Source organism: Thiomicrorhabdus sp. Milos-T2 (genome assembly GCF_000702325.1).
In the GTDB taxonomy this organism is placed as follows: Bacteria; Pseudomonadota; Gammaproteobacteria; order Thiomicrospirales; family Thiomicrospiraceae; genus Thiomicrorhabdus.
Genome location: NZ_KL370891.1, coordinates 1,082,279 through 1,108,061 on the forward strand (window position 1 = coordinate 1,082,279; position 25,783 = coordinate 1,108,061).

A 25,783-nucleotide genomic window follows, 5' to 3' on the forward strand; every position below is an offset into this window, starting at 1 on the left:
CACCAGGCCTGGTTACTTGACTCTTTGCCCTGGAATAGCTCCTTCATCGGGAGATAAAATATATAAGTCACTGCCACCTGGACCGGCTGCTAAAACCATACCTTCAGATAGACCAAATCGCATTTTTCTGGGTGCTAGGTTTGCCACCATAACCGTGAGCTTGCCAATTAAGTCTTCTGGTTCATAGGCGGATTTGATTCCTGCAAATACTTGACGTTGTTCAAGGCCAATGTCTAATGTTAATTTGAGTAACTTTTTAGCTTCAGGGACCGCTTCAGCGTTAACGATTTTGGCAATGCGTAAGTCAATTTTAACAAAGTCATCGATTGTTATTTGTTCTGCAATCGGTTCAAGTTCATTGCTTACTTGTGCGGTCTCTTGTTTTTGTTGTTTATTTGATTTTGGTTTTTTATCATCTTTTTTACCGTCAGGTGCCGATGAAGTATTCGCTAAAGACTCTGCAGATGCTTCAATCATTTTTTCAATCTGCGGCATTTCTAAACGCGTTAATAAGGCTTTGAATTTAGTAATCTCATGCCCCATTAATGGCTTTTGAATCGCATTCCATTCCCAAGATTCCAAATTTAAAAACGCACGAGCTTTATCCGCAGTTTCAGGTATAACCGGAGCCAAATAACTCATTAACGCACGGAATAGGTTGATTCCAACACTAACAGACTCTAATAGCTCAGTCTCTTTGCCTTCTTCTTTAGCTAAAACCCATGGTGCAGTTTCTGCGATATATTCATTTGCCTTATCCGCTAATGTCATAATTTCACGCATTGCATGACCATATTCACGTTGCTCATATAAATCAGCAATCTCTTCAGACTTAGCCGTAAAAGATTGATATAACTCATTAGCATCATTAGACCAAGATGTAGCTAACTTGCCATCAAATTTTTTAACGACAAAGCCGGCACAGCGGCTAGCGATATTGACTACTTTACCCACTAAGTCAGAGTTAACACGTTGTGCAAAATCTTCTAAATTAAGGTCAATATCATCAATGCGACCACTTAATTTAGCTGCATAGTAGTAACGTAAATATTCTGGGTTTAGATGCTCAAGATAGGTTTTGGCCATAATAAATGTGCCACGAGATTTAGACATCTTTTGACCATCAACCGTAAGAAAACCATGTGCAAAAACTGCATTAGGTGTTCTAAAACCCGCACCAGAAAGCATCGCTGGCCAGAATAATGCATGGAAGTTAATAATGTCTTTACCAATAAAATGATAAAGTTCGGTAGTTGACCCTGACTTCCAGTATTCGTCAAAATCTAACCCTGTTTTATCGCAATAAGCTTTAAAACTAGACATATACCCAATAGGGGCATCTAACCAAACATAAAAGAATTTATCTTTTTCTCCAGGGATTTCAAAACCAAAATAAGGGGCATCACGTGAAATATCCCAGCCACGAAGTCCAGACTCTAGCCACTCATCAAGTTTGTTGGCTATTTGAGATTGTAAGTGACCCGCTCGAGTCCATTCCTTAAGCATATCTTCAAACTGTCCTAATTCAAAAAACAGATGGTCAGTCTCTTTTTCAATAGGCGTTGCACCTGAAACCGCTGATTTAGGATCAATTAAATCAGTTGGGCTATAGGTTGCACCGCAGACTTCACAGTTATCTCCGTACTGGTCTTCAGAATTACATTTAGGGCAAGTTCCCTTTACAAAACGGTCAGGTAAAAACATCTCTTTTTCAGGGTCGTATGCCTGAGTGATGGTTTTACGTGAAATGTAACCTTTAGCGTTTAACTCATTATAAATGTATTCGGCAAACGTTTTATTTTCAGGTGAATTGGTACTATGGTAGTGGTCAAACTTAACATTAAAACCAGCAAAATCTGCTTGATGTTCTTCTGACGATTTAGCAATTAACGCTTCTGGTGTAATACCTTCCGCTTGAGCTCTAAGCATAATGGGGGTGCCATGCGCATCATCTGCACAAACGTAGGTGCACTCATGTCCACGCATTTTTTGAAAACGAGACCAAATATCCGTTTGAATATACTCAACAAGATGACCAAGGTGAATAGGGCCGTTGGCATAAGGTAGTGCACTTGTGATTAGGATTTTTCTTGGGGCTGTTTGTGCTTCTGACATTGCTGAGTTTCCACTTTACAAATTCGGTTTTAAGCATGGAGCGAACAAAGAGAGGTTGCAATAACGACCATCTGTTCGATAATAGGCTTAATGAGTTTTTAAATTAAGCCAGATATTATATTGTTTTTTAGGTGTATTTGTATGGATTGTTTGCAGTAAAGTTTTGGAGTTTTCGCCTTGTTATAATTTAAATTGAGACCTTTGCACGAGATAGGTGCGAAAGAAAAATGAGAGAAAATTTGCCTGATTGCGGCGGAAAATGCAGCGAATAGCTAGCTATTCGCAAGTTTTTCAACAAAAATCGGGTGAATTTTAACCATTTTTACTCGTGCATACTCTCGTGCAAAGGTCTCAAATTAGCTTTAAATCCAAATGAAAGCTATTTTATATTTTCTGTGTCAGGTATGCTTTTATTCAATATAAAAAGCAAATTCATTAAAAATGATAATGACTCTGTTAAATTGCTAGAGTTAAAAGAAGATGATTTATGAGTATCGTGGTTCAAGAACAAGATGACTTAATAACCCTTAAACTAGATAGTAGTTTTGATGTAAGTCAGTATGAAGAATTTAAGTCTATATGTGAAAAATATAAGGCACCTGAAAATTGTTTTAATTTAGATTTTTCAAAAACACATTATATGGATAGCTCTGCATTAGGCATGCTGTTGCTTTTGCGAGAGCAAACGATGGGTAATAAGCGTAAGGTAAAATTAATTAATGTGAGTGGAACGGTTCTTAAAATTCTTGAAGTGGCTCAGTTCAAAAAGTTGTTTACAATTAATTAATTAATTGATTAATTGAATGATTTTTTATTATTTTTAAAGGAGCTAAAGGAGCTTTGCTTGAATGCAAAGCTCTTTATGAGTGAAATTAATTATTTTGAATGACTATATTAGGGAACACATTAGCGTAGTTACGTTTTTTAATGCCGATTTGGGCACTAATTTTGTGAGCCATTTTACGATATTTTAAGGCGATATCACTATTGGGTTCAGCAGTTACAGTCGGTTTACCTTTGTCAGACTCTTCACGGATGCGTTTATCAAGCGGAAGCGCACCTAAAAAATCAACCTTATATTCTTTAGCCATGTTTTCGCCACCATGAGCTCCAAAAATAGCTTCTTCATAACCACAGTTGCTACAAACGTGGGTACTCATGTTTTCGATAATCCCCAATACAGGAATTTCGACTTTCTCAAACATCTTTAAGCCTTTTTTAGCATCTATTAACGAGACTTGTTGTGGAGTGGTGACAATGACTGAGCCAGTAACGGGTATTTGTTGAGATAAAGTAAGTTGAACATCACCGGTTCCTGGAGGGAGGTCAATTATTAAATAATCCAAATCATCCCAATTTGTCTCTTTTAATAATTGGGTTAGTGTTTGAGTCACGATGGGGCCACGCCAAATCATCGGTGAATCTTCTTCTATTAAAGCACCAATAGACATAACCTGAAGACCATAAGCCGCAAGGGGTTGCATACTTTTACCGTCTGGGGATTGAGGTTTTTCTTTAATATTGAGCATGGTTGGAATGCTTGGACCATAAATATCGGCATCTAATAAGCCAACGGTTGCGCCTTCCTGTTGAAGCGCTAGGGCAATATTGACAGAAGTTGTCGATTTTCCTACGCCACCTTTTCCTGAGGCAATAGCAATAATGTTTTTTATGTTTGCTAAAGGAGAAACTCCTTTTTGAGCATCATGCGAAACAACTTTGGTTTGGAAGTTAACGGTTACGTGGTTAATTTCACCAAGTTGAGTCAATTCGTGCACAATATTTTGTTCAATACTTGGCCAAAGACTTTTACATGGGTAAGGCATAGCAATGGTCAAAGAGAGTGTATCTTTTTTAATTTTTAAGTCACTAATCGCATTGAGAGAATCTAGGTCTTGTTGTGATGTTGGATCAACAATGGACTTAAATTTTTTGGTGAGTTGTTCTTGTAATTCTTGCGAAATACCATTGCCAAAAAGAGAGTTTAGAATACCCATTTATTTACCTCTACCGTTAAAAGAGACCTTTGCACGTGAGAATGCACGAGTAAAAATGGCTAAAATTCACCTGATTTTTGTTGAAAAACTTGCGAATAGCTAGCTATTCCCTGCGCTTTCCGCCGCAATCAGGCAAATTTTACCTCATTTTTCTTTCGCACCTATCTCGTGCAAAGGTCTCTAAAAAATAATTGTGGTTATTTTAACAGCTAACACTTGGATAAAAAGGCTATAAAAAATAAGGTTTATGAATACCTTTTGGATTAAATTATTAAAAACCACCAGGCCTAGTAGGTTTAGAAGCAGGGTAATGGCTAAATAATAGCGTGATTGATGGTATAATTTTGGCCGTTTTTTACAAACTTTTTAAGTCTATAAACGGGTTTTAAATCTTATATGCGCCAGATTATTGAGCAACTTCCTAGTTATTTAGCCGACCAAATTGCCGCAGGTGAAGTTGTTGAGCGCCCAGCTTCTGTAGTCAAGGAGTTGTTGGAAAATGCGCTTGATTCAGGGGCGACTCAAGTTGATATTTTGATTGAAGAGGGTGGTGCTAAATCAATCGTTGTTGCGGATAACGGTTATGGAATTCCCAAAGGTGAGCTTTTACTGGCTGTTAGTCGTCATGCCACAAGTAAAATTAAATCAGGATCAGACTTGGCAGCGGTAGAAACCTTAGGCTTTAGGGGTGAAGCTTTGGCGAGTATTAGTTCAGTTTCGCGTTTTGAAGTGGTAAGTCGACATGAATCAGATTCTGCAGCTTGGAAACTGTCGGCAGAGGGTGAAGGAAAATGGGGGCAAGCTCAGCCTACAGCAGGTAAAATTGGTACTCGTGTGAGTGTTAATGACCTGTTTTTTAATACCCCAGCACGTAAAAAATTTTTACGCACAGCTAAAACCGAATTCTCCCAAATTGACCAGTTAGTTAAGCGTGTCATGTTAAGCCGTCCCGAGGTAGGGTTTAAACTGGTCCATAACCAAAAGATGGTTCGTCAGGTCTTTACTGCAAATGATAGTGCAAGCTTGCAAAAACGACTGAGTCAATTAATGGGAACTAGCTTTGTTCAACAATCTCTTGCGATTGAATTTGAGACACAAGATATAAAATTGTCTGGTTGGGTTGGTTTACCTACGTTTAATCGAAGCCAAACAGATATGCAATACATTTTTGTAAATGGTCGTATTGTGCGTGATCGTTTACTCTCTTACGCGGTAAAACAAGCGTATGCTGATGTGCTTTACCATGGACGACATCCCGCATATTTGATTTTTATTGAGATGCCTCATGATTTAGTTGATGTAAACGTGCATCCAGCAAAATATGAAGTGCGATTTGCGAATGGACGTTGGGTGTATGATTTTTTACGCCGCAGTGTGAGAGAGGCGGTAGCAAAGCCTGTGGTCTCAGAAACGGGAACTGGAGCATCTTTAGAATCAGTTATAAATCCAGGTGGTTTTCTGAATCAATCTGCGACCTCTCAAGAAAGTATGCGTTTTCAAGCGCCAGTAGAAGGTTGGCAAAATTCAAATAGCGCAGGCGGAAGTTACAATGCTAACTTAGGTGAGATAATTCAGCAGCGTCGCGAGGATGGGGGAATGCTTGATTCTTCGTCTATGAATAATGCATTGAACGTATCAGAATTAAGCGGAAAATACGCCGCTGAACAAGAACGAACTAATGCAACGCCAGGCAATACAGAACTTGGCAATACAGAATCGGGTAATGCAAATATGCCGATGCTTGGTTTTGCAAAAGCTCAATTGCATGGTGTGTTTATATTGTCAGAAAACCAGCAAGGCTTAGTTTTAGTTGATATGCATGCGGCTCATGAGCGGGTGGTTTATGAGCGCTTTAAAGCCCAGTGGCAAAATGACCGTTTAATTAGTCAACCATTATTGGTGCCTATGGCAATGGCATTTGAACAATCACAAATTGCAATTTGGGAAGAATATCAAGCTTTATTTGCAAAGTTAGGCTTTGAACTGGAAGCGCTTGGACCGGAGCAATTAAAAGTAACCGCTGTGCCTGTATTATTAGCAAAAAGTGATATACCAGGCCTGGTAAATGACATGATTTCAGATTTAGCGGTTGCAGGGCAAACTCAACAGGTTGAAGAACGTATTAATCATATTTTATCGACTATGGCATGTCATGGTTCGGTAAGAGCAAACCGTCAGTTAACGATTGCAGAAATGAACGCTTTATTGAGAGAAATGGAAGTCACTGAACGTTCAGACCAATGCAATCATGGCCGACCTACCTGGGTTCAATTATCCATGAATCAGCTCGATAGTTTGTTTATGCGTGGTCAATAATTTTACAAAGAGAGCTTTGTACGAGCTATATTTGCACAAGCTATAGAAAAAGAACATTTAATGAATTTAAAATATCAAAACCTAGTCAACCAATTAATCGCTAATAAAAAATGTTTAGCTATTATGGGACCCACAGCTTCGGGTAAAAGTCAGTTATCAATGTTGTTAGCTGAGCAAATGCCAATTGAAATTATTAGTGTGGATTCGGCACTGATATATCGTGATATGGATATTGGTACAGCTAAACCTAGTCAACAAGAGTTAGATTTAGTGCCACATCATTTAATCAATACGCATGATGCTAGTGAAACCTACTCGGCTTCTGAATTTGTGGAGGATGTAAATCGTCTGGTGACGGAAATCTATACCCGAAATAGACTGCCTGTATTAGTAGGTGGAACCATGATGTACTTTAATGCCTTGCAACAAGGTTTGTCAGATTTGCCTCCTGCGAATGAAAAAATAAGAGAGAAATGGTTACAGATTTGGCATGAATCTCCAAATTTATTACATGAAAAATTATTAGATATTGACCCTGTTTCAGCAGAAAGAATTCATAAAAATGATCCACAAAGATTGGTTCGTGCGATAGAGGTTTATGAAATTACGGGTAAAAGTCTAACGGAGTTTAGAGCTCAGCCCAAAAAAGGCTTGCCTGATTTTGAGTTGATAAAAATTGCGTTAATACCCGAAAACAGGGCTAAGTTGCATAAACAGATTGAAGTACGTTTTTTGTCAATGATTGAATCGGGTTTTTTACAAGAAATGAAAGGTCTTTATCAACGAGAAGACTTAAATGAAGATATGACTTCTATACGCAGTGTGGGTTATCGCCAGGCCTGGTTGTTTTTGGAGGGTGAATACGATTATGAAACCTTTGTTTATAAGGGCTTAGTTGCCACCCGTCAACTTGCTAAAAGGCAATTAACCTGGTTAAGAAAAGAGCCAGATGTGACGGTTATTGACCCTTATAAAACCTCACCAGAAGAACGCGTAAAGTTAGCCTTATCGTTGTTAAATTCAAAGGTGTGATTAATTGTGAGACCTTTGCACGAGATAGGTGCGAAAGAAAAATGAGGGAAAATTTGCCTGATTGCGGCGGGAAACGCAGGGAATAGCTAGCTATTCGCAAGTTTTCCAACAAAAATCAGGTGAATTTTAACCATTTTTACTCGTGCATGCTCTCGTGCAAAGGTCTCAGTGTAATAGTCGTTGTGTTTTATCTGTAAATAAAACGATTTGATAATCACAATTTTAAGCAGTGTGGTATGCTTTTCGCTAAACTTGTTTTTGGTAGGCTAAATTGGTCAAATCAACCACATAATTCATCTTCAGCTTTGTCATCTTCGGTTTTGGATTTGAATTTAAATGGGGCCTTAAAAAGGTCTCTAAATGAGTTCTTAAAATAATAATAAGAAATCAAAATAATAAAAATAAAATAGGAATTATCATGGAGAATAAAAAAGTGGCTAAGGCATTGCCTATCCAAGACCCTTACTTAAATGCGTTAAGAAAAGAAAAAATAAGCGTTTCAATCTATTTGGTTAATGGGGTTAAGTTGCAGGGTAGAGTAGATTCATTTGATCAATTTGTGGTTTTGTTGAGAAGTAATGTAACGCAAATGGTTTATAAACATGCGATTTCAACCATTGTTCCAATGCGTGATCCTAAGCCTTATGAAGCGTTTAGTGAAGATAATGAATCTGCCAAAGAGTAAACTAAAGCTTAAAGATTAATTTCATTAACGGGTTTCTAATTTTGGCTAATTTTAGCTAAATTTGATAAAGTGCGCAGCTTGATTATTATTAGGTTACCCAAAAAGGGTTTACCAGAGAGCGTTAATGGAATTATTTGATCGTCTTGAACGACGTGAATTAGAACGAGCCGTTTTAGTTCATGTTGATTTTCACAATGAAGCTGATAGAGAAGAACTTGATGAGTTCTATGAGTTAGTGGATTCTGCCGGTGCTGAAATATGCACACTCCTCACAACTAAACGTCAACACCCGGATTCAAAGTACTTTATAGGTAAAGGTAAGGCTGAAGAGATTCAACAGGCCGTTGAATTATATGAAGCTGATGTTGTGATTGTAAACCACGCTTTAACGCCTGCTCAAGAGCGTAACCTTTCGGAATTAGTGGGTTGTCAGGTGTTGGATCGAATTGGTTTGATTCTAGATATCTTTGCTCAAAGAGCCCGTTCGCATGAAGGTAAGTTGCAGGTTGAACTTGCTCAGCTTAAACGTATGGCTACTCGCCTAGTAAAAGGCTGGACTCACCTTGATAGACAAGGGGGAATTGGAGCAAGAGGACCAGGTGAAACTCAGCTAGAGTCTGATAGGCGTCTTGTACAAGGTCGAATCAAACAATTAGAATCTAAGATTGAGAAGGTTCGTAAACAGCGTGATTTAGGGCGCCGTTCACGTAAACGTTCTGAATTGCCGACTATTACCATTGTTGGTTATACCAATGCGGGTAAATCAACCTTATTTAACTATATGACAACCGCAAATGTGTATGCGGAAGATCGTCTGTTTGCAACTTTAGATTCTACGCTTAGGCGTGTTCATTTGCCCGGAGCGGGGCCTGTTATTTTTGCAGATACTGTTGGTTTTATACGTCACATTCCTCATGATTTAGTCACCGCCTTTCGTTCTACCCTTGAAGAAACTCGTGAAGCTAGCTTGTTAATTCACTTAGTCGATGCTGCTGATATGCATCGTGAAGAAAAAATGACTGATGTTTATGATGTCATCGCCGAAGTAGGGGCAAATGAGGTTCCACAGTTAGTTGTATTCAATAAAATTGATTTGTTGGAGCCGGCTATTGACCCTAAAATTGATTATGATGAAGAGGGTGTTGCAAAACGTGTATGGGTTTCAGCTCAAAAAGGTCTGGGTGTAGAGCTGTTAATGGAAGCAGTGGCTTCATTTTTTAAAGGTTCTTTCTATGAGGTTGATTTAATCTTACAACGAGATGCCGGAAAAAAACGCTCTCAGCTTTATCAACTAGGAACCATTTTGGAAGAAGGTTTTGATGAAGAAGGTAATAGCTTGTTCACTATGAACCTGACAGAACATGAATGGAATCAAATTAAGAAATGGCCAGAACTGATTAAAGCTGAAGTTAGAAACAATCAATAATTAAAAGAGAATGAGAGACTAAATCCAAAGAATTCGTTCACTTTTTATTCATACTCTCATCATGCAAAGGACTCAATCTAAAAAACTTGTTTATAAATTATTTTAATAGGTGACATTTAAAGTGTTACTCTCTAAAATAACAGAATTACAAATCGCGATTTTATTGCTAGGTCTAACCAAGTGATGATTAATAACTAAAATTGCATAACCAATGTGAAAGCATGGAGTAAATTAATGGCTTGGAACGAACCAGGTAAGTCAGGGCAAGATCCTTGGGGTAACTCAGGAAAACCCGGCAACAACGGTAATAATGGCGGTGGTGATAATAAACCACCAAAAAAACAAAATGACGACGACTTAGATGTGTTACTAAAAAAAGCTCAAAGCTTATTAGGTGGCGCGGGTGATAAATTTGGTAACAATGGCGGCGGAATTGGTGGCATTGGCGGCTCAGTTATTGTGGCGGTTATTGTTGTGGTTTGGTTATTGTCAGGTATTTATATTGTGGATCCAGCAGAACGTGGTGTAGTTACTCGTTTTGGTTCATTTGTAGACGAAACCAAAGCCGGACCGCATTGGCATATGCCTTATCCAATTGAAAAAGTTCGTATCGTTAACGTTGATCAGATTCGTACCGCTGAAATTGGCTATCGATCTGGTGTTTCGCAGGATTCACGTGGTCGTTCTGGTTCTGGTAGTGTTCTTAATGAATCATTAATGCTGACCAAAGATGAAAATATTGTTGACTTGAAAATTGCTGTTCAATATCAGGTGACGAGTGCTAATAAATACTTGTTTGATGTAACGGATCCAGACACAACATTACGTTCTGTGACGGAAAGTGCATTACGCGAAGTTGTTGGTCAAAGTACAATGGATTTTGTTTTGACAGAAGGTCGTGATGAAATTGTTAAACGTGTTAAAGATTTAGCGCAAGAAAGATTAGATGCTTATAAAACCGGTTTAATGATTACCAGTGTGAACTTACAAGAAGCCAAACCACCTGAGCAAGTGCAACCAGCCTTCGCTGATGTGGTTAAAGCGGGTCAAGATAGAGAACGTTCTATTAACGAAGCAGAAGCTTATTCAAATGACATATTACCAAAAGCACGAGGGCAGGCTGCTCGTCAGCTTGAAGAAGCGAGTGCTTACCATGATCAGGTCATTGCTCAAGCGAAAGGTGAGGCATCTCGTTTTACGAGTATTGTCACTGAGTATGAAAAAGCACCAGAAGTGACTCGTAAGCGTCTTTATATAGATGCTGTATCAGGCGTATTAAGTAGTACAAGCAAGGTGTTTGTCGGTTCTGAAAGCAGTAACAACCTTCTTTATCTTCCATTAGATAAAATGGTAAGTGGGCAATCATCAGTTCCTTTTAAAATGTCAGAAACTCCTGCTTCAGCTCCAACCGTTTCTCCAACTCCAACCGCGCAACAAAATAATAACTCACAAAGAACGGGTATTCGTGAATATCTAAAAAATAGGGAGCTACGTTAATGAAATCATTATTTTCAATTTTTGTGGCAGCAGTTTTATTTGTTGCTAGCAGCTCTGTATATGTTGTCAATCAATGGCAAACGGGTGTGGTTCTTCGTTTAGGGGAAATTGTAAAAGCAGATATAGAACCTGGTTTACATTTTAAAACGCCTTTTATTAACAATGTTCGTCTGTTTGATTCTCGTTTACAAACATTAGATGCAGCACCTGAAGATTACTACACCGTAGAAAAGAAAAAGCTAGAAGTGGATTCTTTTGTAAAGTGGCGTATTGTTGATGTTAAAAAGTTTTACACCACAATGAATGGTGATAATCGTTTAGCAGGTATGCGTTTAGGGCAAATTGTTCAGTCAGGTTTAAGAGATGAATTTGGTAACCGTACGGTTAAAGAAGTTATCTCTGGTGAGCGTGTTGAAATTGCACAAAAAATTAAAAAAACCACAGACCTACAAGCAGAATCATTTGGTATTGAAATTGAAGATGTACGTATTAAACGTATAGATTTGGCTAAAGATATCAGTGAATCGGTTTATCAACGTATGAATGCGGAACGTAATCGAGAAGCAAAAGACTTACGTTCAAAAGGTACCGAAACGGCTGAAAAAATTAAAGCTGATGCTGACCGTCAACGTGTTGTAATCTTAGCTGATGCGTATAGCAAAGCTGAGATTTTACGCGGTGAAGGGGATGCTACAGCAGCAGATATTTATGCGAAATCTTATGGTAAAAACCCTGAGTTTTACGCTTTTTATCACAGTATTAACGCTTATAAAAAATCATTTAATAATAAATCAGATGTAATGGTCGTTGACCCTAAATCAGATTTTTTCAAGTACTTTAACGAGTCTGGAAAATAAATTATTAAAGAATAAGTATTGTGAAAGGTGGGGTAACCCACCTTTTTTATGGACGTATGTTAGAAAACACATTATTTGCAGCAATTGCTTTAGTATTAATTTTAGAAGGGTTACTCCCGTTTGTGTTTCCAGCTATTTGGAAACGTATGATGCTAGAAGCCATGAAAATGTCTGATCGCGATTTGCGTGTAATGGGGTTAGTTTCTATCTCAATTGGATTAGTGTTGCTGCTATTTTTTAGTGAATAGCAACGAGTTGATTTATAATAATATGAGACTTGTACACACCCATCGAGTAAAGGTCTAAGTATGTCCCCAAGAATTTTAATAAATAAAAAGAAGTTTTGAAATGCAGCAATCAACGTGGTTTACGCCCGAAGGTTTAGAAGACCTCCTACCACCTCAAGCACAAAAATTAGAGTTTTATCGACGCAAGCTCGTTGATGGTTTTGAACTTTCTGGTTTTGAAATGGTGCTTCCACCTCTAGCAGAGTTTACTGATTCTTTATTAACGGGAACAGCAGGTCATATGGCTGTTGATACTTGCCGTTTTACCGACCAAGAGAGCGGTCGTATGATGGGGGTTCGTGCAGATATGACTCCTCAGGTAGCCCGTATAGTCAGTAATCGTTTAAAAGCAGATTCAACTATTTCACGTTTATGTTATGTTGGAGAAGTTTTAAAAACGCGTAACAATAAAGCTAAAGGCTCCCGAAGTCCTATTCAAGTTGGTGCTGAAATTTTTGGTCATCAGGGTGTTGAAAGTGATATAGAAATCATTGAATTAATGCTTGAAAGTATGAAACTTTTGAAACTGCCTGATATTAAAGTTAGCTTAGGTCATGTGGCGATTGTTACTGAGTTAATGACACTTGCAAATTTCAGTGATTCACAATCAAGTGAACTTATTAATATTCTGGAGCGTAAAGCCATACCTGAGTTTGAAGCCTTTATTGCTCAGATTCATATGAGTCCAATATTAAAATCTAAATTCGAACAGTTGCCAAAAATGTGTGGGTCGGCAACAGAAGTTATTGCCTTAGCTATGCATGAATTAGCGGGTTTATCAGCTGGTTTAGATGCGGCAATTGCAAGATTAGATACGGTTATTGATGCTATTGCTGAAATTAATGCCGTACCAGTGCATTTAGATATGGCTGAAATGCGTGGCTATCAGTACCACACCGGAATTGTATTCGCTTGTTATAGTGGTAGTAAATTACAACCAGTTGCTAAAGGCGGACGTTATGACAATATTGGGTCAGTTTTTGGCTTAGCACTGCCAGCAAGTGGTTTTAGTTTAGATTTGCGTTCAGCACTAGATCTTTTAGAAGAAGTCACTTTAAACGTAACCGAAACAATATACGCTCCTTCATTAGTTGATAAGTCTCTTCAAGAAGCGATTGCAGATTTAAAAAAACAAGGTTTTAGAGTAATTAAATCTTATGATTTATCCTCTTTAAATAAAGGTGTTAAAACGCTGTCAAAGCAGTCTGGTCAATGGAGCGTTGAAACGTTATAGTTTTAGCTTAACCAAAGAATTTATTAAAAGTTATTAAGAAGTATTTTATGTCAAAACGAAATATTGTTGTTGTTGGTACCCAGTGGGGCGATGAAGGTAAAGGTAAAATTGTTGACCTTTTAACAGATCGTGTTGCTGCTGTTGTGCGTTTTCAAGGTGGTCATAATGCAGGGCATACACTGGTTATTGATGGTAAAAAAACAGTCTTACATTTAATTCCCTCTGGAATTTTACGCGAAGATGTTGAATGCTTTATAGGTAATGGTGTTGTTCTAGCACCAGATGCATTAGAAAAAGAAGTTAAACAATTAGAAGAGACGGGATTAGCAGTTCAATCACGTTTAAAAATTAGTGAAGCTTGTCCGTTAATTTTAGATTATCACGTTGCTTTAGATCAAGCGCGTGAGTTTGCTCGTGGTAATAAAGCGATTGGAACAACGGGTCGTGGTATTGGGCCAGCTTATGAAGATAAGGTTGCTCGTCGTGGATTGAGAGCGGGTGATTTTAAAAATATGACTGCCTTTAAAGCTAAATTGAAAGAAACTTTGACCTACCATAACTTTATGTTAGAAAACTTCTATAAGTGTGAACCGGTTTCTTTTGAAGTGCTTTGGGCAAAATGTGAACGCTACAGTCAAATGATTCTACCCATGCTTGCAGATATTCCTAACCTTATTAGTGAATACAATGCGGCGGGTAAAAATTTAATGTTTGAAGGTGCGCAGGGTACTTTATTAGACATTGACCATGGAACATATCCATATGTAACTTCATCTAACACCACAGCTGGTGGTGCAGGCCCAGGGGCAGGTATTGGACCAACAGAATTAGACTACATTCTAGGTATTACTAAAGCGTATGCCACTCGAGTAGGAAGTGGTCCATTCCCTAGCGAATTGTCTTACAACTGTGATACAGATCAAGGTGATCCAATTGGTAAAGAATTGGGTACACGTGGGTATGAATTTGGTGCAACTACAGGCCGTCAACGTCGTTGTGGATGGTTTGATGCAGTCGCTTTACGTCGTTCAGCTCAAATCAATGGTTTAACAGGTATGTGTTTAACTAAACTTGATGTTATGGATAGTTTAGCTGAAATCAAAATTTGTACATCTTACTCGCAAAATGGTGAAACATTACTGCTTCCACCTGCTAGTGCTGATGAGTATGACACATGTAAACCAAATTATGTCACCATGCCTGGTTGGCAAACTTCTACAGTAGGTGCACAGTCATGGGATGAATTGCCTGTTGAAGCAAAAAACTACATTCAGTTTTTAGAAAAAGAAGTGGGTATTCCGGTTTCTATTTTATCAACAGGCCCAGATCGTTCTGAGACCTTGGTTATAAATGACCCTTTTGCCTAAATTTTACGTCTCGCTCTTAAGCTTGATAGCGAGAAATAATTATTTTACATGCATAAAAAAGCCCTCTTAATTGAGGGCTTTTTGGTTATATCGGGTTATTTTAATTTAGTGAGACCGTTGCACGAGAGTATGAACGAGTAAAAATGGTTAAAATTCACCTCATTTTTGTTGTACCCCAAGGGCACTTCCGTTGGGCGACAACTTGCGAATAGCTAGCTATCCCCTGCGTTTTCCGCCGCAATCAGGTAAATTTTACCTCATTTTTCTTTCGTACCAATCTCGTGCAAAGGTCTCTAAGTGTTTTAATTTAAAACTCGATTGATAACGCTAGATAGCTTTTCAGGATCAAAAGGTTTGACTATCCAACCCGTTGCGCCAAGTCTTTTCCCTTCGGCTTTCAATTCTGAGCTAGCCTCAGTGGTGAGCATTAACACTGGCGTGAATTTACTATTAGGGTGTGCCCGAAGTTTTTCTAGTAGCTCTATACCAGTCATAACGGGCATGTTTACGTCTGAGACGATAACATCAAACTGCTGTTTTTCAATGGCTTCATAACCTTGTAAACCATTTTCTGCTAACGTAATGTCAAAGTCTTTCGCCAATACAAGATTAACTAATTTTCTCATAGAACTGGCATCGTCAACATAGAGTAGTTTCTTCATTTTTCTCTCTTTTGTTTATGATTGAGTGTATATGCCTTTTGGCTACTAAATTCTCATTTTACTAAACTAAAAGAGCATGAGTTAACTAATATTTTTAGTTTTGCCATTTTGATTAATGGAGTCATTCTTGTATGTTTAAGTGAATCGTTGCTATTTTGGGTATTTAATTCTTTTAATATTGAGTAATAATGCTGAAACGAAAGTCATTGCTTGTTATTATAGAAAGCTGTTTTTTTACATTAAAATGAATCAAAGGATTAAGCATGTTACAAGCTATTCGTGATCACGCTCAAGGGTGGATTGCTTGGGTGATTGTCGGATTAATTATTTTAACGTTTGCATTATTTGGAATTGACCAATATGCGCGTGGTGATAAGGTCGTAGTGGTTGCAGAAGTGAATGGCGAAGATATTACAGCCAATCAGTTTTTAACCTTATATAACCGTCAAAAGCAAAGACTTCAAAAGCAATTTGGTGATATGTATGATCAAGTTGTTAAAGATGATGAATTACGTAATCAAGTTTTGGATGCATTAATTGAATCTGAAGAGATTCGACAATGGGCACAAAATAATGGCATGGTTATTAGTGATCAACAACTGGCCTCCGCTATTCATGAAGCTAGTGTGTTTCAAGAAAAAGGCAAGTTCTCACAAAAAATCTATGAAGAGGTTTTGTTAAGAAATGGTTTGAATGTTGCACGTTTTGAAAATGAACAGCGTCAGTTTTTATCTGAAAACCAGTACCGAAACTTAACACAAACGTCTGCATTTTCGACCGATTCTGAAGTTAAGCAGTTAGCGAGTTTGCAGGGCCAAGAACGTAAAGTTAATTATTTACGTGTTGACCAACGTCCTTTCTTTAAGACCGTTTCTATTTCAGATGAAGCTATCGCAGAATCTTACAATAAAGACATGGCTCAATATGTTGAACCAGAAAAAGTTTCAATTGACTATATTGAACTTTCGCAAGAAAAATTAGCAGAAAAAATGCCTGTGACAGATGAGATTATTGAAGGTTTTTATGCTGAAAATAAGAGTCAATTTACTTTGCCTGAAAAACGCCAAGCTAAGCATATCTTAATTTTAACTCCAGCAGATGTAGAAGATGCAGACGAAAAAGCTAAAAAAACGATTACTGAAGTTCAAGAGAAATTAGCTGCTGGTGAGTCTTTTGAAAAACTAGCTAAAGCTTATTCTCAAGATCCTGGTTCTGCCAATACGGGTGGTGATTTAGGAACTTTTGAACAGGGTATGATGGTGCCTGAGTTTGATGAGGCGGTTTTCTCAATGAAAGAAGGTGAAATCAGTAAGCCTGTTAAAACAGAATTTGGCTATCACCTTATTAAGTTAGTAAAAATCATACCAAAACAAGCTCAGCCCTTAAAAGCCGTAAAAGATGAAGTTACTAAGCAATATCAAATGCAAGAAGCTGAACGTCAGTATTTTGATTTATTAGAAAAGTTGAATACGATTGTTTATGAACAATCTGATAGCCTAGAGCCAGCAGCAACTGCAACAGGGCTTAAGGTTCAGACTTCGGATTTCTTTAGCCGTGAAGGTGGTTCAGGTGATATCTTGAGTAATGATAAAGTGGTTAATACCGCTTTCTCTGAGGATGTCTTAAAGTCAAGATTAAATAGCTCATCTATTGAGTTAGGTTCTAACCGTGCGCTAGTTTTAAGAGTAAATACTCATAAGCCAGAACGTCAAAAAGCACTTTCTGAAGTTTCAGCGTCTATTAAAGAGGAGTTAACCCGTAAAGCCGCCATTGCTGAGTCAGCAAAACTAGGTGATGCACTGCTTAAGAAAATTATGTCAGGTGAATCAGGTGAGTCTCAAATGCAAGATGGTGTTGAATGGAATACTGTGGGTTGGATTGCACGTAATGCACAAAACCTACTTCCTCAAATGGTATCTGAGGCATTTAAAACGCCTAAGCCAGTTGAAGGTAAGCCTAGCTGGACTAAGTTTGCTTTAGGTACTGGTGATACTATTTTATTGGAAGTAACTGACGTTAAAACTAAACCATTAACGGAAGAGCAAAAAGCCCCATTGAAAAAGGCGTTTGCAGAACTATTCTCAAATTCTGAGTTATCAGCACGTTTAGCCACTTTAAAAGCAACTTCTGATGTGGTTAAAAAAGAAGTGTATAAAACAGTAAAATAAGTGTTTATAAACGGTTTGCTTGCGGTCGAAAGCTTAAGCTTTTAACCAAAGCAAACAAAAGCAAACTAATAAAAAACCCGAGTTACCAGGCCTGGTAACTCGGGTTTTTTTATTGAAAAATTTGTACCCAAGGGCATAAATAAAAGGTGGTTACGAATAAAAAACGTTAAAAATCAACTAGTTTTAAAAAATTGAATTTTATCTGAATAGATAATAGTCAATTACCATTCTAATTTAATAACCAAAGATAATGGGACTTGAATTATTTTGCACTTCTGTGATGCTTAATATCGAAGCTTGGGCAGACGCCATAAGTCCCCTTGTAATAAATGGTGCAAGGTTCTTAGCGTAGTGAACGGTAAAAAAACGCTGCTGTTTGAGCGACGCGAGTTCAGCGTTTTCAGTTCACAAGCTTAGAACTTGCCTTTTTATGGAGTGGGGTTTGTTTTTTGGTTACTTTTTGCCAAATTGCAAAAAGTAACGGGAAGCCTGAGTGACAATATTTAAGGCAAAGGCTAATATTTAAAAAGGCTTCTCAACCGATGTACTGTTTGACTAAATCAGACAGTTTTTTACAATATTTTATTTAGTTCACCATTAGTTATTAGCTCTCTTAAAACTAAGAATCAAAATGATTTTCTACATCATTGTTGTTGGGACGATGCAATGCTTGGGCGGATTGTAAGTATTTTTTACGAGACCAAATCAATCCCCAACGAGAACCTTCTACTTGATACCAAAGCAGAGCGGAGCGAATACCAGCCAATAGTAAGGCACGAATTTTATTCGCTGTTCTAGAGTTTTGGAGATGACCGTGTTGGCCATTAACCATAATTTTTGGAGTCACGGGACTCACATTTTCAGAGTAAGCCCTTGCTAGGGTAGCAATCACATTCTCATGTAGTTCACCAAATTGCTCAGTTTGCATTTTTGCGGTTTCTAAAATACCAAATATAGAGTTTAGTGGAGATTCTAATTCTTTTAGTTTTTTGGCCAAAATCATTAGGTTCAACACATAACGTGTAATTTCTATATTACGATTTTGAATCGCCTGATCTGAACTCATTTGCGCTAATAACGTGTTGACACCCAGTTGGAGATTCTCTACGTTACCTCCAAACACACCGATGGTGTCTTCAGGGCTGTCTACAAATAACGAGTTAATACAAGTTTTGTAAGCGAGTTCATCTGCTTTACCTGTTGTTGCAAGTTCATAGACTAATTGCGAACATTGGTAAATACCCACTAGGGCAATCGTTCGGTCTTGTTGTGTATATTGACTCATTATGTTCTCATTAAGTTAAGTCGTGGACTAAGTAGTTGACTAAATACGCTCATCTAATGAGTGTAAACGTTGTTCAATAATACCACCGCCTAAACAATCATCTTCAATATAAAATACGACCGACTGACCGGGTGCTATAGCGGTTTGTGGCTCATTAAATTTCACCACTATTTTGTCATTTTTATGTTCAATAATCTGACAAGGTTGTTCGGCCTGTCGGTAGCGTATCTTAGCTTTTAATGGCGAGTTAAGAGCAGGGCATTCACCAGAAACCCAGTCTAAAGTATCCGCAACCAAATATTGATGTTGTAATAACGGGTGTTGCTTTCCTTGAACGGCAACCAAGACATTATTTTTTAAATCTTTATCAGCGGCATACCAAGGATTATTGCCTGTTCCATGACCACCTCCAATACCTAAGCCTTTTCTTTGGCCTAAGGTGTGATACATCAAACCATCATGTTTACCAATTACATTGCCTTGGTCATCAATAATATCACCTGGTTGAGCAGGTATAAATTGCTGTAAAAAGTCTTTAAATTTACGCTCACCAATAAAACAAATTCCGGTGCTGTCTTTTTTGTCATGAGTGATAAACCCAGCTTCTTCAGCAAGTTTACGAACCTCGGGTTTTTCTAACTCACCGACTGGAAACATTGATTTTTGTAGTTGATGTTGTTGCAAAGTGTATAAAAAATAACTTTGGTCTTTATTGTCATCTAATCCTTTTAAAAGGTGGCATTGGCCATTTTCATCACGAGATACACGGGTGTAATGTCCTGTTGCAATAAAGTCTGCACCTAAAGACATAGCGTGTTGTAAAAAAGCTTTAAATTTAACCTCTTTATTACATAGAATATCAGGATTAGGAGTACGGCCTGATTTGTATTCCGCTAAAAAGTGTTCAAAAACGTTATCCCAATATTCACCTGAAAAGTTTTCAATGTGTACTGGGATATCTAACTTTTCAGCCACAGCCATAGCGTCTTTTAAATCTTCCGCAGCGGGGCAATAGTCCTCAGTATCATCGCCTTCCCAGTTCTTCATAAACAGACCTTCAACGTCATAACCTTGTTGTTTCAATAACAAAGCAGCAACCGACGAATCGACACCTCCAGAAAGGCCAACAATTACTTTTGTTTTGGAGTTGTCTTGAGTTGAATTCATGCTGTTTTATTACCTAAATTTTTATGTGTTTATGTGTTTGGTACAGTTTTAAGCGTTTTAGAGACCTTTGCACGAGATAGGTGCGAAAGAAAAATGAGGAAAAATTTGCCTGATTGCGGCGGAAAACGCAGGGAATAGCTAGCTATTCGCAAGTTGTCGCCCAACGTAAGTGCCCTTGGGGTACAACAAAAATCGGGTGAATTTTAACCATTTTTATTCGTGCATACTCTCGTGCAAAGGTCTCTTTTAAATTAACGTATGTGATTAATGAGGGTAAGATTGATGTTTTTCAATCCTGTTAGTTTAGCAGAGAGTCACAATTTCTGCGACTAGCATAATAGGTCTTTGTTGGCTAAAGGTCGCATATAGACTGATTCTTTAAAAGTGTTGATTCACCTAAAGCAAGGTTACCTAATTTCCACTGACCAATTTGAATGCGTATCAAACGTAAAGTTGGAAAACCCACTGTAGCAGTCATTCTTCTTACTTGACGATTTTTGCCTTCGGTAATCGTTAATTCAAGCCAACTGGTCGGAATGTTTTTACGTTCTCTAACAGGAGGGTTTCTTTCCCAAAGCCATTTGGGTTCTGAGACTTTACGAGATTTAGCAGGCCTGGTTAAACCATCTTTTAAGTTAACACCTTGCTCAAGTTGTTTAATGGCTTGTTTGGTAATCTCACCTTCTACCTGCACCAAATACGTTTTAGGTTGTTTAGTTTTTGGGTTAGCTATTTGTTGCTGTAATTTACCATCATTAGTCAGCAGCAAGAGTCCTTCAGAGTCACGGTCTAATCGTCCTGCGGCATAAAACCCTGGTTGATTAATATAGTTAGCCAAGGTTTCACGCTGTTCTTTAAACTCAGGTTTGTCCGTAAATTGGCAAAGTACATTAAACGGTTTGTTAAAAAGCAGTAGATCTGACATAAATGGGGTGCTTACTTTGTTAATTATGGGTTAATTGCTTTTTTAATTGCTTTTATTAAGCGGAGCAGATGATAAAATAGTGGAAATTTTAACACTTTTTAAGACTTTTGCAGGTTCATCGAACTTGTTCAAAGCTCTATTCTAATATTATCGTACTCAACGACGAGTCCAAGTAAACTATGGGAAATTGTATGTCAGAAAAATCCAAGATTATTTATACCTTAACCGATGAAGCTCCAGTTTTAGCGACTTACTCATTTTTACCAATAGTAAAAGCCTTTACTGGTGCGGCAGACGTTGCTGTTGAGACACGAGATATATCATTAGCCGCTCGAATTATTGCTAACTTTCCTTCTTACTTAAAAGAAGAGCAGCGTATTGGAGATACCTTAGCTGAGCTTGGTGAAATGACCACTAAGCCAGAAACCAATATTATTAAATTACCAAATATTTCAGCATCGGTTCCTCAGCTTGTTGCTGCAATTGCTGAGCTACAAGCACATGGTTATGCGGTTCCAAATTACCCCGCTGAACCTCAAAATGACGACGAAAAAGCCATTAAAGCCTCTTACGCCAAAGTATTGGGTTCTGCCGTAAACCCCGTGTTACGTGAAGGTAACTCTGACCGTCGTGCACCATTAGCGGTAAAAAATTACGCACGTAAAAATCCACATTCAATGGGTGCTTGGTCAGCGGAATCTAAAACGCATGTTGCTTATATGTCAGATGGCGATTTTTATGGTTCAGAAAAATCAATTACTGTAGCCGATGAAACAACATTTAAAATTGAGTTTGTCGCACAAGATGGTTCAGTAACTGAGCTTAAATCAGCAGCACCGTTAAAAAAGGGTGAGGTGTTAGATGCCGCCGTTATGAGTCAATCGGCTTTAAGAGCCTTTTTAAAAGAAGCAAAAGCCAAGGCTAAAGAAGAAGGTATTCTATTCTCAATTCATCTTAAAGCTACTATGATGAAAGTCTCTGACCCCATTATTTTTGGTAATGCGGTAGCGGTATATTTTGAAGACGTTTTTGCAAAACACGCAAAAACTTTTGCTGAAATTGGTGTAAATGTAAACAACGGATTAGGCGATGTTTACAATAAAATCGCTACTTTACCTGCGGATAAACAAGCTGAGATTGAAGCAGATATCGCCGCGGCTATTGACGCCGGGCCAGATATTGCCATGGTCGATTCCGATAAAGGTATAACCAACCTTCAAGTTCCTTCCGACGTTATTGTTGATGCATCTATGCCAGCAATGATTCGTACGTCCGGCCAAATGTGGAACAAAGACGGTAAACAGCAGGACACAATGGCCGTTATTCCAGACCGTTGTTACGCAACAGTGTATGAAGAAACGATTAATTTTTGCAAACAACACGGAGCATTTGATCCAACTACAATGGGTTCTGTACCAAACGTAGGGTTAATGGCTCAAAAAGCAGAAGAATATGGTTCACATGACAAAACTTTCCAAGCAACCGGTAAAGGGGTTATTCGCGCCGTTGATGCTAATGGCAATAACTTATTAGAACAGCCTGTTGAAGAGGGTGATATCTTCCGTATGTGTCAGGCTAAAGATGCTCCTATTCAAGACTGGGTGAAATTAGCGGTTAACCGTGCACGTGCAACGGGAAATCCAGCGGTTTTCTGGTTAGATAGCGAACGTGCTCATGACCATCAAATCATTGAAAAAGTAAACCAGTATTTAGCGATTCACGATACAACCGGTCTAGAAATTCATATTATGGATCCTGCTGAAGCCACTCGTTTTACGCTTCGTCATGTAAAAGAAGGTAAAGATGTGATTTCGGTTACCGGTAACGTACTCCGTGACTATTTAACCGATTTATTCCCAATTTTGGAGCTAGGTACGTCAGCCAAAATGTTGTCTATTGTTCCACTAATGAATGGTGGTGGATTATTTGAAACCGGTGCAGGAGGTTCAGCGCCTAAACATGTACAACAGCTAATTAACGAAAACCATTTACGTTGGGATTCATTGGGTGAGTTTTTAGCATTAGCCGTATCGCTTGAACACCTAGCTAACAACTATAACAACCCAAAAGCGCAAGTACTAGCTAATGCGTTAGATAAAGCGACGGGACAATTTTTAGATAACGACAAATCACCATCACGAAAAGTCGGTGAAATCGACAACCGTGGGAGTCACTTCTACTTAGCCATGTATTGGGCACAAGAGCTGGCTGCACAAAATGACGATGCCGATTTAAAAGCACGCTTTACTCCAGTTGCAGAAGCCTTAACGGCAAATGAAGCAACTATTGTCAGCGAGCTAAATGAAGTACAAGGTACATCTGTTGATCTGGGAGGTTATTACCAACCAAAAACCATAGAAACAGCAATGCGACCAAGTGCGACTTTAAATGCAATTATTGATGCTATCTAAACCTTAATTACGCATTTAGTTTTAACTATAAAACCCGCAAAAATTACCAAAAAAATGTTAATTCGTGCGGGTTTTTTATGCTTAAAATTTGTACGAAAAATGTTCTTACAAAAGCCAAAAGGAACTATAAATGCCTGGCAAAAATTAATATAGAGTCGATATTTTTAGCTTTTTTTAAGAAAGAATTGTATATACTGAGACCTTTGTACGAGAATATGCACGAGTAAAAATGGTTAAAATTTACCCGATTTTTGTTGAAAAACTTGCGAATAGCTAGCTATTCCCTACGTTTTCCGCCGCAATCAGGTAAATTTTTCCTCATTTTTCTTTCGCACCTATCTCGTGCAAAGGTCTCATACTAAATTATGTTTATCGTATTTTTTAAGCCGCTATAAATTGGTTTTACGTGCTTATTTAGAAAACCTGGTTCTAGTTAGAACGTAATGTTTAGTGAGATATATATGTCAAATTGTTGTTCAAAATCGTGTGAAATAAAAACCTATCCTAAAAAACATCTATGCCCTGTTAATGGTAAACAATTCGGGCTAGTGTCTCCTACAACGATAAAACATCACATTAAAGAACCCTGGTCATGGCAAGAAAAAGATCAAGGGTATTACTTTTGCTCTGATCCTGATTGTCTTGTTGTATATTTTGGTCAGGATAATTCGATTATCGAAAGTTCATCTGTTAGAACGCCTATTGGTTTAAAAGATAAATCAGAAAATGCATTAATATGCTATTGTTTTGGAATTACAAAATCAGATGCAATAAATAATCCTCTTACCCGTGAATTTGTATTAAATGAAACTAAGAAAAAACAATGTGCATGTAAAACAAAAAATCCATCTGGAAAATGCTGCTTGTCTGAATTCAAGAACAATAAATAGTACAGCAGGTGTGTTTTAAAAATAACTTTACTCTGATTTCAATTAATTAAAAAACATTTAATACTAGAAAGGGCTAAACATTAAGATGCTGTGCTTGAATAAGTAAAGAGTAGCCCATTTTTTATCTAAGGTTGATTTTGTATGCAGTATGAAAATGATCATAAATTTCTGAATAAAAGAACTCGTTTAATTTCTTTATGGAACCCGGTAGCCATTGCAATGTTAGTGATTATTTTTGCGTTACTTGCATGGCTGGTGATTAAAACACCTTATTTAGTAAATCCTTTATTTGTTGCAGAAGCAATAAATCAAAACGCAATAAGCCAATCAACCTTGTCAATGTCTGTGATGATGTTACCTGTGGTTGTTTTGTTTTTATTTTTAGTTGTGACAATCTTCGTTTTATATGGATTTGTAATGATTTCAAATGAAAAACGTTATTTGGCAATTATAGATAGGCTAGAAAGTCAGGTTAAGGGTGTTAAAAATCATGAATAATCAGGAATAAGCTATGTATGGTTCTGATTTCTTTCAAAGGTCTCTTTTAATTTAAGTAAATGTTTTAACGCATTAATTCTACCAGGCCTGGTAGGTTGTTTTTTGAGAGAAGGGGCTTAAGATTCAATAATTAAATTCGCTTCTTTATTAGGAACGCCATCCCATTGGTCGGCATCTTTTGGGGCAGGAATGACTTCGGTAATCACTGGCCAAATAGAAGCAAGATCGATATTTAGTTGTCGATAATGTTCCATTCCTTTTGGTAAAGCATCTTCTTGAAAGATAGCTTCAGCAGGGCATTCAGGTGAACATAGGTCACAATCAATACACACTTCAGGGTTAATGGCTAAAAAGTTTGGCCCTTCATGAAAGGCATCGACTGGACAAACTGCAACACAGTCGGTGTATTTGCATTGAATACAATTTTCGGTAACTACAAATGCCATATGCTTTCTTAGCCTTTATGCGTGAGTTTCTGTTAAAATTTCTCGTTTAAAATTCTAAATGAACCTGCCTATTCTTCCCGAAAGTATACTACGGATAAAGCGATAGATTGCAACCTTATATAGGCTTTAAATAAGGTCTTAGTCGCTATAATTTTTTTGGATATCCCATGATTAGAATCACCAATGTCAAACTTCCTTTAGATCATAATGAAGCTCAGCTTGAAGAAGCGGTCTTATCTGCTCTTGAAATTAATCAGAAACATTTGATTGATTTTACGGTCTTTAGGCGAGGTTTTGATGCCAGAAGTAAAAACAAAATTACCTTGTTGTTTACCATTGATGTCAATGTTGCCAATCAAGAAGCGCTTTTGGAAAAGCATTTGGATAATCAAAATGTCAGATTAACCCCAGATATGAGTTATAAATATGTCGCTCAGGCACCAGAAAATTTAGCAGAACGTCCAGTGGTGGTTGGTTTTGGACCTTGCGGAATTTTTGTTGGTTTAGTTTTGGCTGAA

General features: G+C 37.8%; 21 protein-coding genes. 14 read left to right on the top strand and 7 right to left on the bottom strand.

Going from position 1 to position 25,783, the window contains the following annotated elements; translation table 11 throughout:
- Positions 1-12: 12 nt before the first annotated feature.
- Positions 13-2,115, bottom strand: a complete 2,103-nt coding sequence (gene metG, locus BS34_RS0104830) for a methionine--tRNA ligase (RefSeq protein WP_029407416.1) — start codon at positions 2,113-2,115, stop codon at positions 13-15.
- A gap of 487 nt (positions 2,116-2,602) precedes the next feature.
- On the opposite strand from metG, the gene BS34_RS0104840 reads away from it, so the two are divergent.
- Positions 2,603-2,902, top strand: a complete 300-nt coding sequence (locus BS34_RS0104840; RefSeq protein ID WP_029407417.1) for an STAS domain-containing protein — start codon at positions 2,603-2,605, stop codon at positions 2,900-2,902.
- 85 nt (positions 2,903-2,987) lie between these two features.
- On the opposite strand, the gene apbC is transcribed toward BS34_RS0104840, so the two are convergent.
- A complete protein-coding gene (apbC, locus tag BS34_RS0104845) occupies positions 2,988-4,112 on the bottom strand; it encodes an iron-sulfur cluster carrier protein ApbC (protein ID WP_106379962.1) in 1,125 nt (374 codons plus the stop codon).
- Between the two features lie 396 nt (positions 4,113-4,508).
- Between apbC and mutL the strand changes: the two genes are divergently transcribed.
- From mutL to BS34_RS0104890, 9 genes are all read left to right on the top strand, one after another.
- Positions 4,509-6,428 (top strand): DNA mismatch repair endonuclease MutL, encoded by a 1,920-nt coding sequence (mutL, locus tag BS34_RS0104850; RefSeq protein ID WP_029407419.1) that lies wholly within the window; start codon positions 4,509-4,511, stop codon positions 6,426-6,428.
- A 60-nt stretch (positions 6,429-6,488) separates the two neighbouring features.
- On the top strand, positions 6,489-7,460 hold the full coding sequence (gene miaA, locus BS34_RS0104855; protein WP_051640687.1) for a tRNA (adenosine(37)-N6)-dimethylallyltransferase MiaA: 972 nt from the start codon (positions 6,489-6,491) through the stop codon (positions 7,458-7,460).
- A 418-nt stretch (positions 7,461-7,878) separates the two neighbouring features.
- Positions 7,879-8,145 (top strand): RNA chaperone Hfq, encoded by a 267-nt coding sequence (hfq, locus tag BS34_RS0104860; protein ID WP_029407421.1) that lies wholly within the window; start codon positions 7,879-7,881, stop codon positions 8,143-8,145.
- A gap of 124 nt (positions 8,146-8,269) precedes the next feature.
- Positions 8,270-9,571: a ribosome rescue GTPase HflX gene (gene hflX / locus BS34_RS0104865; RefSeq protein ID WP_029407422.1), complete on the top strand. Its 1,302-nt coding sequence runs from the start codon at positions 8,270-8,272 to the stop codon at positions 9,569-9,571.
- 234 nt (positions 9,572-9,805) lie between these two features.
- Entirely contained in the window at positions 9,806-11,068 is a 1,263-nt protein-coding gene (hflK, locus tag BS34_RS0104870; protein WP_029407423.1) for an FtsH protease activity modulator HflK, read from the top strand.
- A complete protein-coding gene (hflC, locus tag BS34_RS0104875; protein WP_029407424.1) occupies positions 11,068-11,925 on the top strand; it encodes a protease modulator HflC in 858 nt (285 codons plus the stop codon). The genes hflK and hflC overlap by 1 nt, the downstream gene beginning before the upstream one ends.
- 20 nt (positions 11,926-11,945) lie before the next feature.
- Complete coding sequence (locus BS34_RS0104880; protein ID WP_233993140.1) at positions 11,946-12,173, top strand: DUF2065 domain-containing protein; 228 nt, start codon at positions 11,946-11,948, stop codon at positions 12,171-12,173.
- A gap of 100 nt (positions 12,174-12,273) precedes the next feature.
- On the top strand, positions 12,274-13,446 hold the full coding sequence (locus tag BS34_RS0104885; RefSeq protein WP_029407426.1) for an ATP phosphoribosyltransferase regulatory subunit: 1,173 nt from the start codon (positions 12,274-12,276) through the stop codon (positions 13,444-13,446).
- A 47-nt stretch (positions 13,447-13,493) separates the two neighbouring features.
- A complete protein-coding gene (locus BS34_RS0104890; RefSeq protein ID WP_029407427.1) occupies positions 13,494-14,813 on the top strand; it encodes an adenylosuccinate synthase in 1,320 nt (439 codons plus the stop codon).
- A 302-nt stretch (positions 14,814-15,115) separates the two neighbouring features.
- On the opposite strand, the gene BS34_RS0104895 is transcribed toward BS34_RS0104890, so the two are convergent.
- Positions 15,116-15,475: a response regulator gene (locus tag BS34_RS0104895; protein ID WP_029407428.1), complete on the bottom strand. Its 360-nt coding sequence runs from the start codon at positions 15,473-15,475 to the stop codon at positions 15,116-15,118.
- 263 nt (positions 15,476-15,738) lie between these two features.
- On the opposite strand from BS34_RS0104895, the gene BS34_RS0104900 reads away from it, so the two are divergent.
- Entirely contained in the window at positions 15,739-17,643 is a 1,905-nt protein-coding gene (locus BS34_RS0104900) for a SurA N-terminal domain-containing protein (RefSeq protein WP_029407429.1), read from the top strand.
- Positions 17,644-18,262: 619 nt separating this feature from the next.
- On the opposite strand, the gene hflD is transcribed toward BS34_RS0104900, so the two are convergent.
- The 3 genes from hflD to BS34_RS0104915 form a co-directional block, all read right to left on the bottom strand.
- Positions 18,263-18,928, bottom strand: a complete 666-nt coding sequence (gene hflD, locus BS34_RS0104905) for a high frequency lysogenization protein HflD (protein ID WP_029407430.1) — start codon at positions 18,926-18,928, stop codon at positions 18,263-18,265.
- A 39-nt stretch (positions 18,929-18,967) separates the two neighbouring features.
- Complete coding sequence (gene mnmA / locus BS34_RS0104910; protein ID WP_029407431.1) at positions 18,968-20,095, bottom strand: tRNA 2-thiouridine(34) synthase MnmA; 1,128 nt, start codon at positions 20,093-20,095, stop codon at positions 18,968-18,970.
- Positions 20,096-20,447: 352 nt separating this feature from the next.
- Positions 20,448-21,020 carry an rRNA large subunit pseudouridine synthase E gene (locus tag BS34_RS0104915; protein WP_029407432.1) on the bottom strand — a complete coding sequence of 191 codons (573 nt, stop codon included), beginning with the start codon at positions 21,018-21,020 and terminating at the stop codon, positions 20,448-20,450.
- 191 nt (positions 21,021-21,211) lie between these two features.
- On the opposite strand from BS34_RS0104915, the gene BS34_RS0104920 reads away from it, so the two are divergent.
- The 3 genes from BS34_RS0104920 (at position 21,212) to BS34_RS0104930 (ending at position 24,819) form a co-directional block, all read left to right on the top strand.
- Positions 21,212-23,431: an NADP-dependent isocitrate dehydrogenase gene (locus BS34_RS0104920; protein ID WP_029407433.1), complete on the top strand. Its 2,220-nt coding sequence runs from the start codon at positions 21,212-21,214 to the stop codon at positions 23,429-23,431.
- A gap of 461 nt (positions 23,432-23,892) precedes the next feature.
- A complete protein-coding gene (locus tag BS34_RS12555) occupies positions 23,893-24,321 on the top strand; it encodes a putative iron-sulfur cluster-binding metallochaperone (protein WP_029407434.1) in 429 nt (142 codons plus the stop codon).
- A gap of 141 nt (positions 24,322-24,462) precedes the next feature.
- Complete coding sequence (locus BS34_RS0104930; RefSeq protein WP_029407435.1) at positions 24,463-24,819, top strand: hypothetical protein; 357 nt, start codon at positions 24,463-24,465, stop codon at positions 24,817-24,819.
- A 116-nt stretch (positions 24,820-24,935) separates the two neighbouring features.
- Here the strand turns inward: BS34_RS0104930 and fdxA are convergent, their stop codons facing one another.
- On the bottom strand, positions 24,936-25,265 hold the full coding sequence (fdxA, locus tag BS34_RS0104935; protein WP_029407436.1) for a ferredoxin FdxA: 330 nt from the start codon (positions 25,263-25,265) through the stop codon (positions 24,936-24,938).
- Positions 25,266-25,783: the final 518 nt, after the last annotated feature.

Excerpts from the sequence above, each read along its gene's own strand:
- BS34_RS0104840 (WP_029407417.1), top strand. The coding sequence starts at position 2,603 with ATGAGTATCGTGGTTCAAGAACAAGATGACTTAATAACCCTTAAACTA.
- BS34_RS0104890 (WP_029407427.1), top strand. The coding sequence starts at position 13,494 with ATGTCAAAACGAAATATTGTTGTTGTTGGTACCCAGTGGGGCGATGAA.
- hflD (WP_029407430.1), bottom strand. The coding sequence starts at position 18,928 with ATGAGTCAATATACACAACAAGACCGAACGATTGCCCTAGTGGGTATT.
- BS34_RS0104915 (WP_029407432.1), bottom strand. The coding sequence starts at position 21,020 with ATGTCAGATCTACTGCTTTTTAACAAACCGTTTAATGTACTTTGCCAA.
- mnmA (WP_029407431.1), bottom strand. The coding sequence starts at position 20,095 with ATGAATTCAACTCAAGACAACTCCAAAACAAAAGTAATTGTTGGCCTT.
- BS34_RS0104900 (WP_029407429.1), top strand. The coding sequence starts at position 15,739 with ATGTTACAAGCTATTCGTGATCACGCTCAAGGGTGGATTGCTTGGGTG.
- BS34_RS0104895 (WP_029407428.1), bottom strand. The coding sequence starts at position 15,475 with ATGAAGAAACTACTCTATGTTGACGATGCCAGTTCTATGAGAAAATTA.
- miaA (WP_051640687.1), top strand. The coding sequence starts at position 6,489 with ATGAATTTAAAATATCAAAACCTAGTCAACCAATTAATCGCTAATAAA.
- hflK (WP_029407423.1), top strand. The coding sequence starts at position 9,806 with ATGGCTTGGAACGAACCAGGTAAGTCAGGGCAAGATCCTTGGGGTAAC.
- BS34_RS12555 (WP_029407434.1), top strand. The coding sequence starts at position 23,893 with ATGTCAAATTGTTGTTCAAAATCGTGTGAAATAAAAACCTATCCTAAA.
- metG (WP_029407416.1), bottom strand. The coding sequence starts at position 2,115 with ATGTCAGAAGCACAAACAGCCCCAAGAAAAATCCTAATCACAAGTGCA.
- BS34_RS0104930 (WP_029407435.1), top strand. The coding sequence starts at position 24,463 with ATGCAGTATGAAAATGATCATAAATTTCTGAATAAAAGAACTCGTTTA.
- mutL (WP_029407419.1), top strand. The coding sequence starts at position 4,509 with ATGCGCCAGATTATTGAGCAACTTCCTAGTTATTTAGCCGACCAAATT.
- hfq (WP_029407421.1), top strand. The coding sequence starts at position 7,879 with ATGGAGAATAAAAAAGTGGCTAAGGCATTGCCTATCCAAGACCCTTAC.
- hflC (WP_029407424.1), top strand. The coding sequence starts at position 11,068 with ATGAAATCATTATTTTCAATTTTTGTGGCAGCAGTTTTATTTGTTGCT.
- fdxA (WP_029407436.1), bottom strand. The coding sequence starts at position 25,265 with ATGGCATTTGTAGTTACCGAAAATTGTATTCAATGCAAATACACCGAC.
- apbC (WP_106379962.1), bottom strand. The coding sequence starts at position 4,112 with ATGGGTATTCTAAACTCTCTTTTTGGCAATGGTATTTCGCAAGAATTA.
- hflX (WP_029407422.1), top strand. The coding sequence starts at position 8,270 with ATGGAATTATTTGATCGTCTTGAACGACGTGAATTAGAACGAGCCGTT.
- BS34_RS0104920 (WP_029407433.1), top strand. The coding sequence starts at position 21,212 with ATGTCAGAAAAATCCAAGATTATTTATACCTTAACCGATGAAGCTCCA.
- BS34_RS0104885 (WP_029407426.1), top strand. The coding sequence starts at position 12,274 with ATGCAGCAATCAACGTGGTTTACGCCCGAAGGTTTAGAAGACCTCCTA.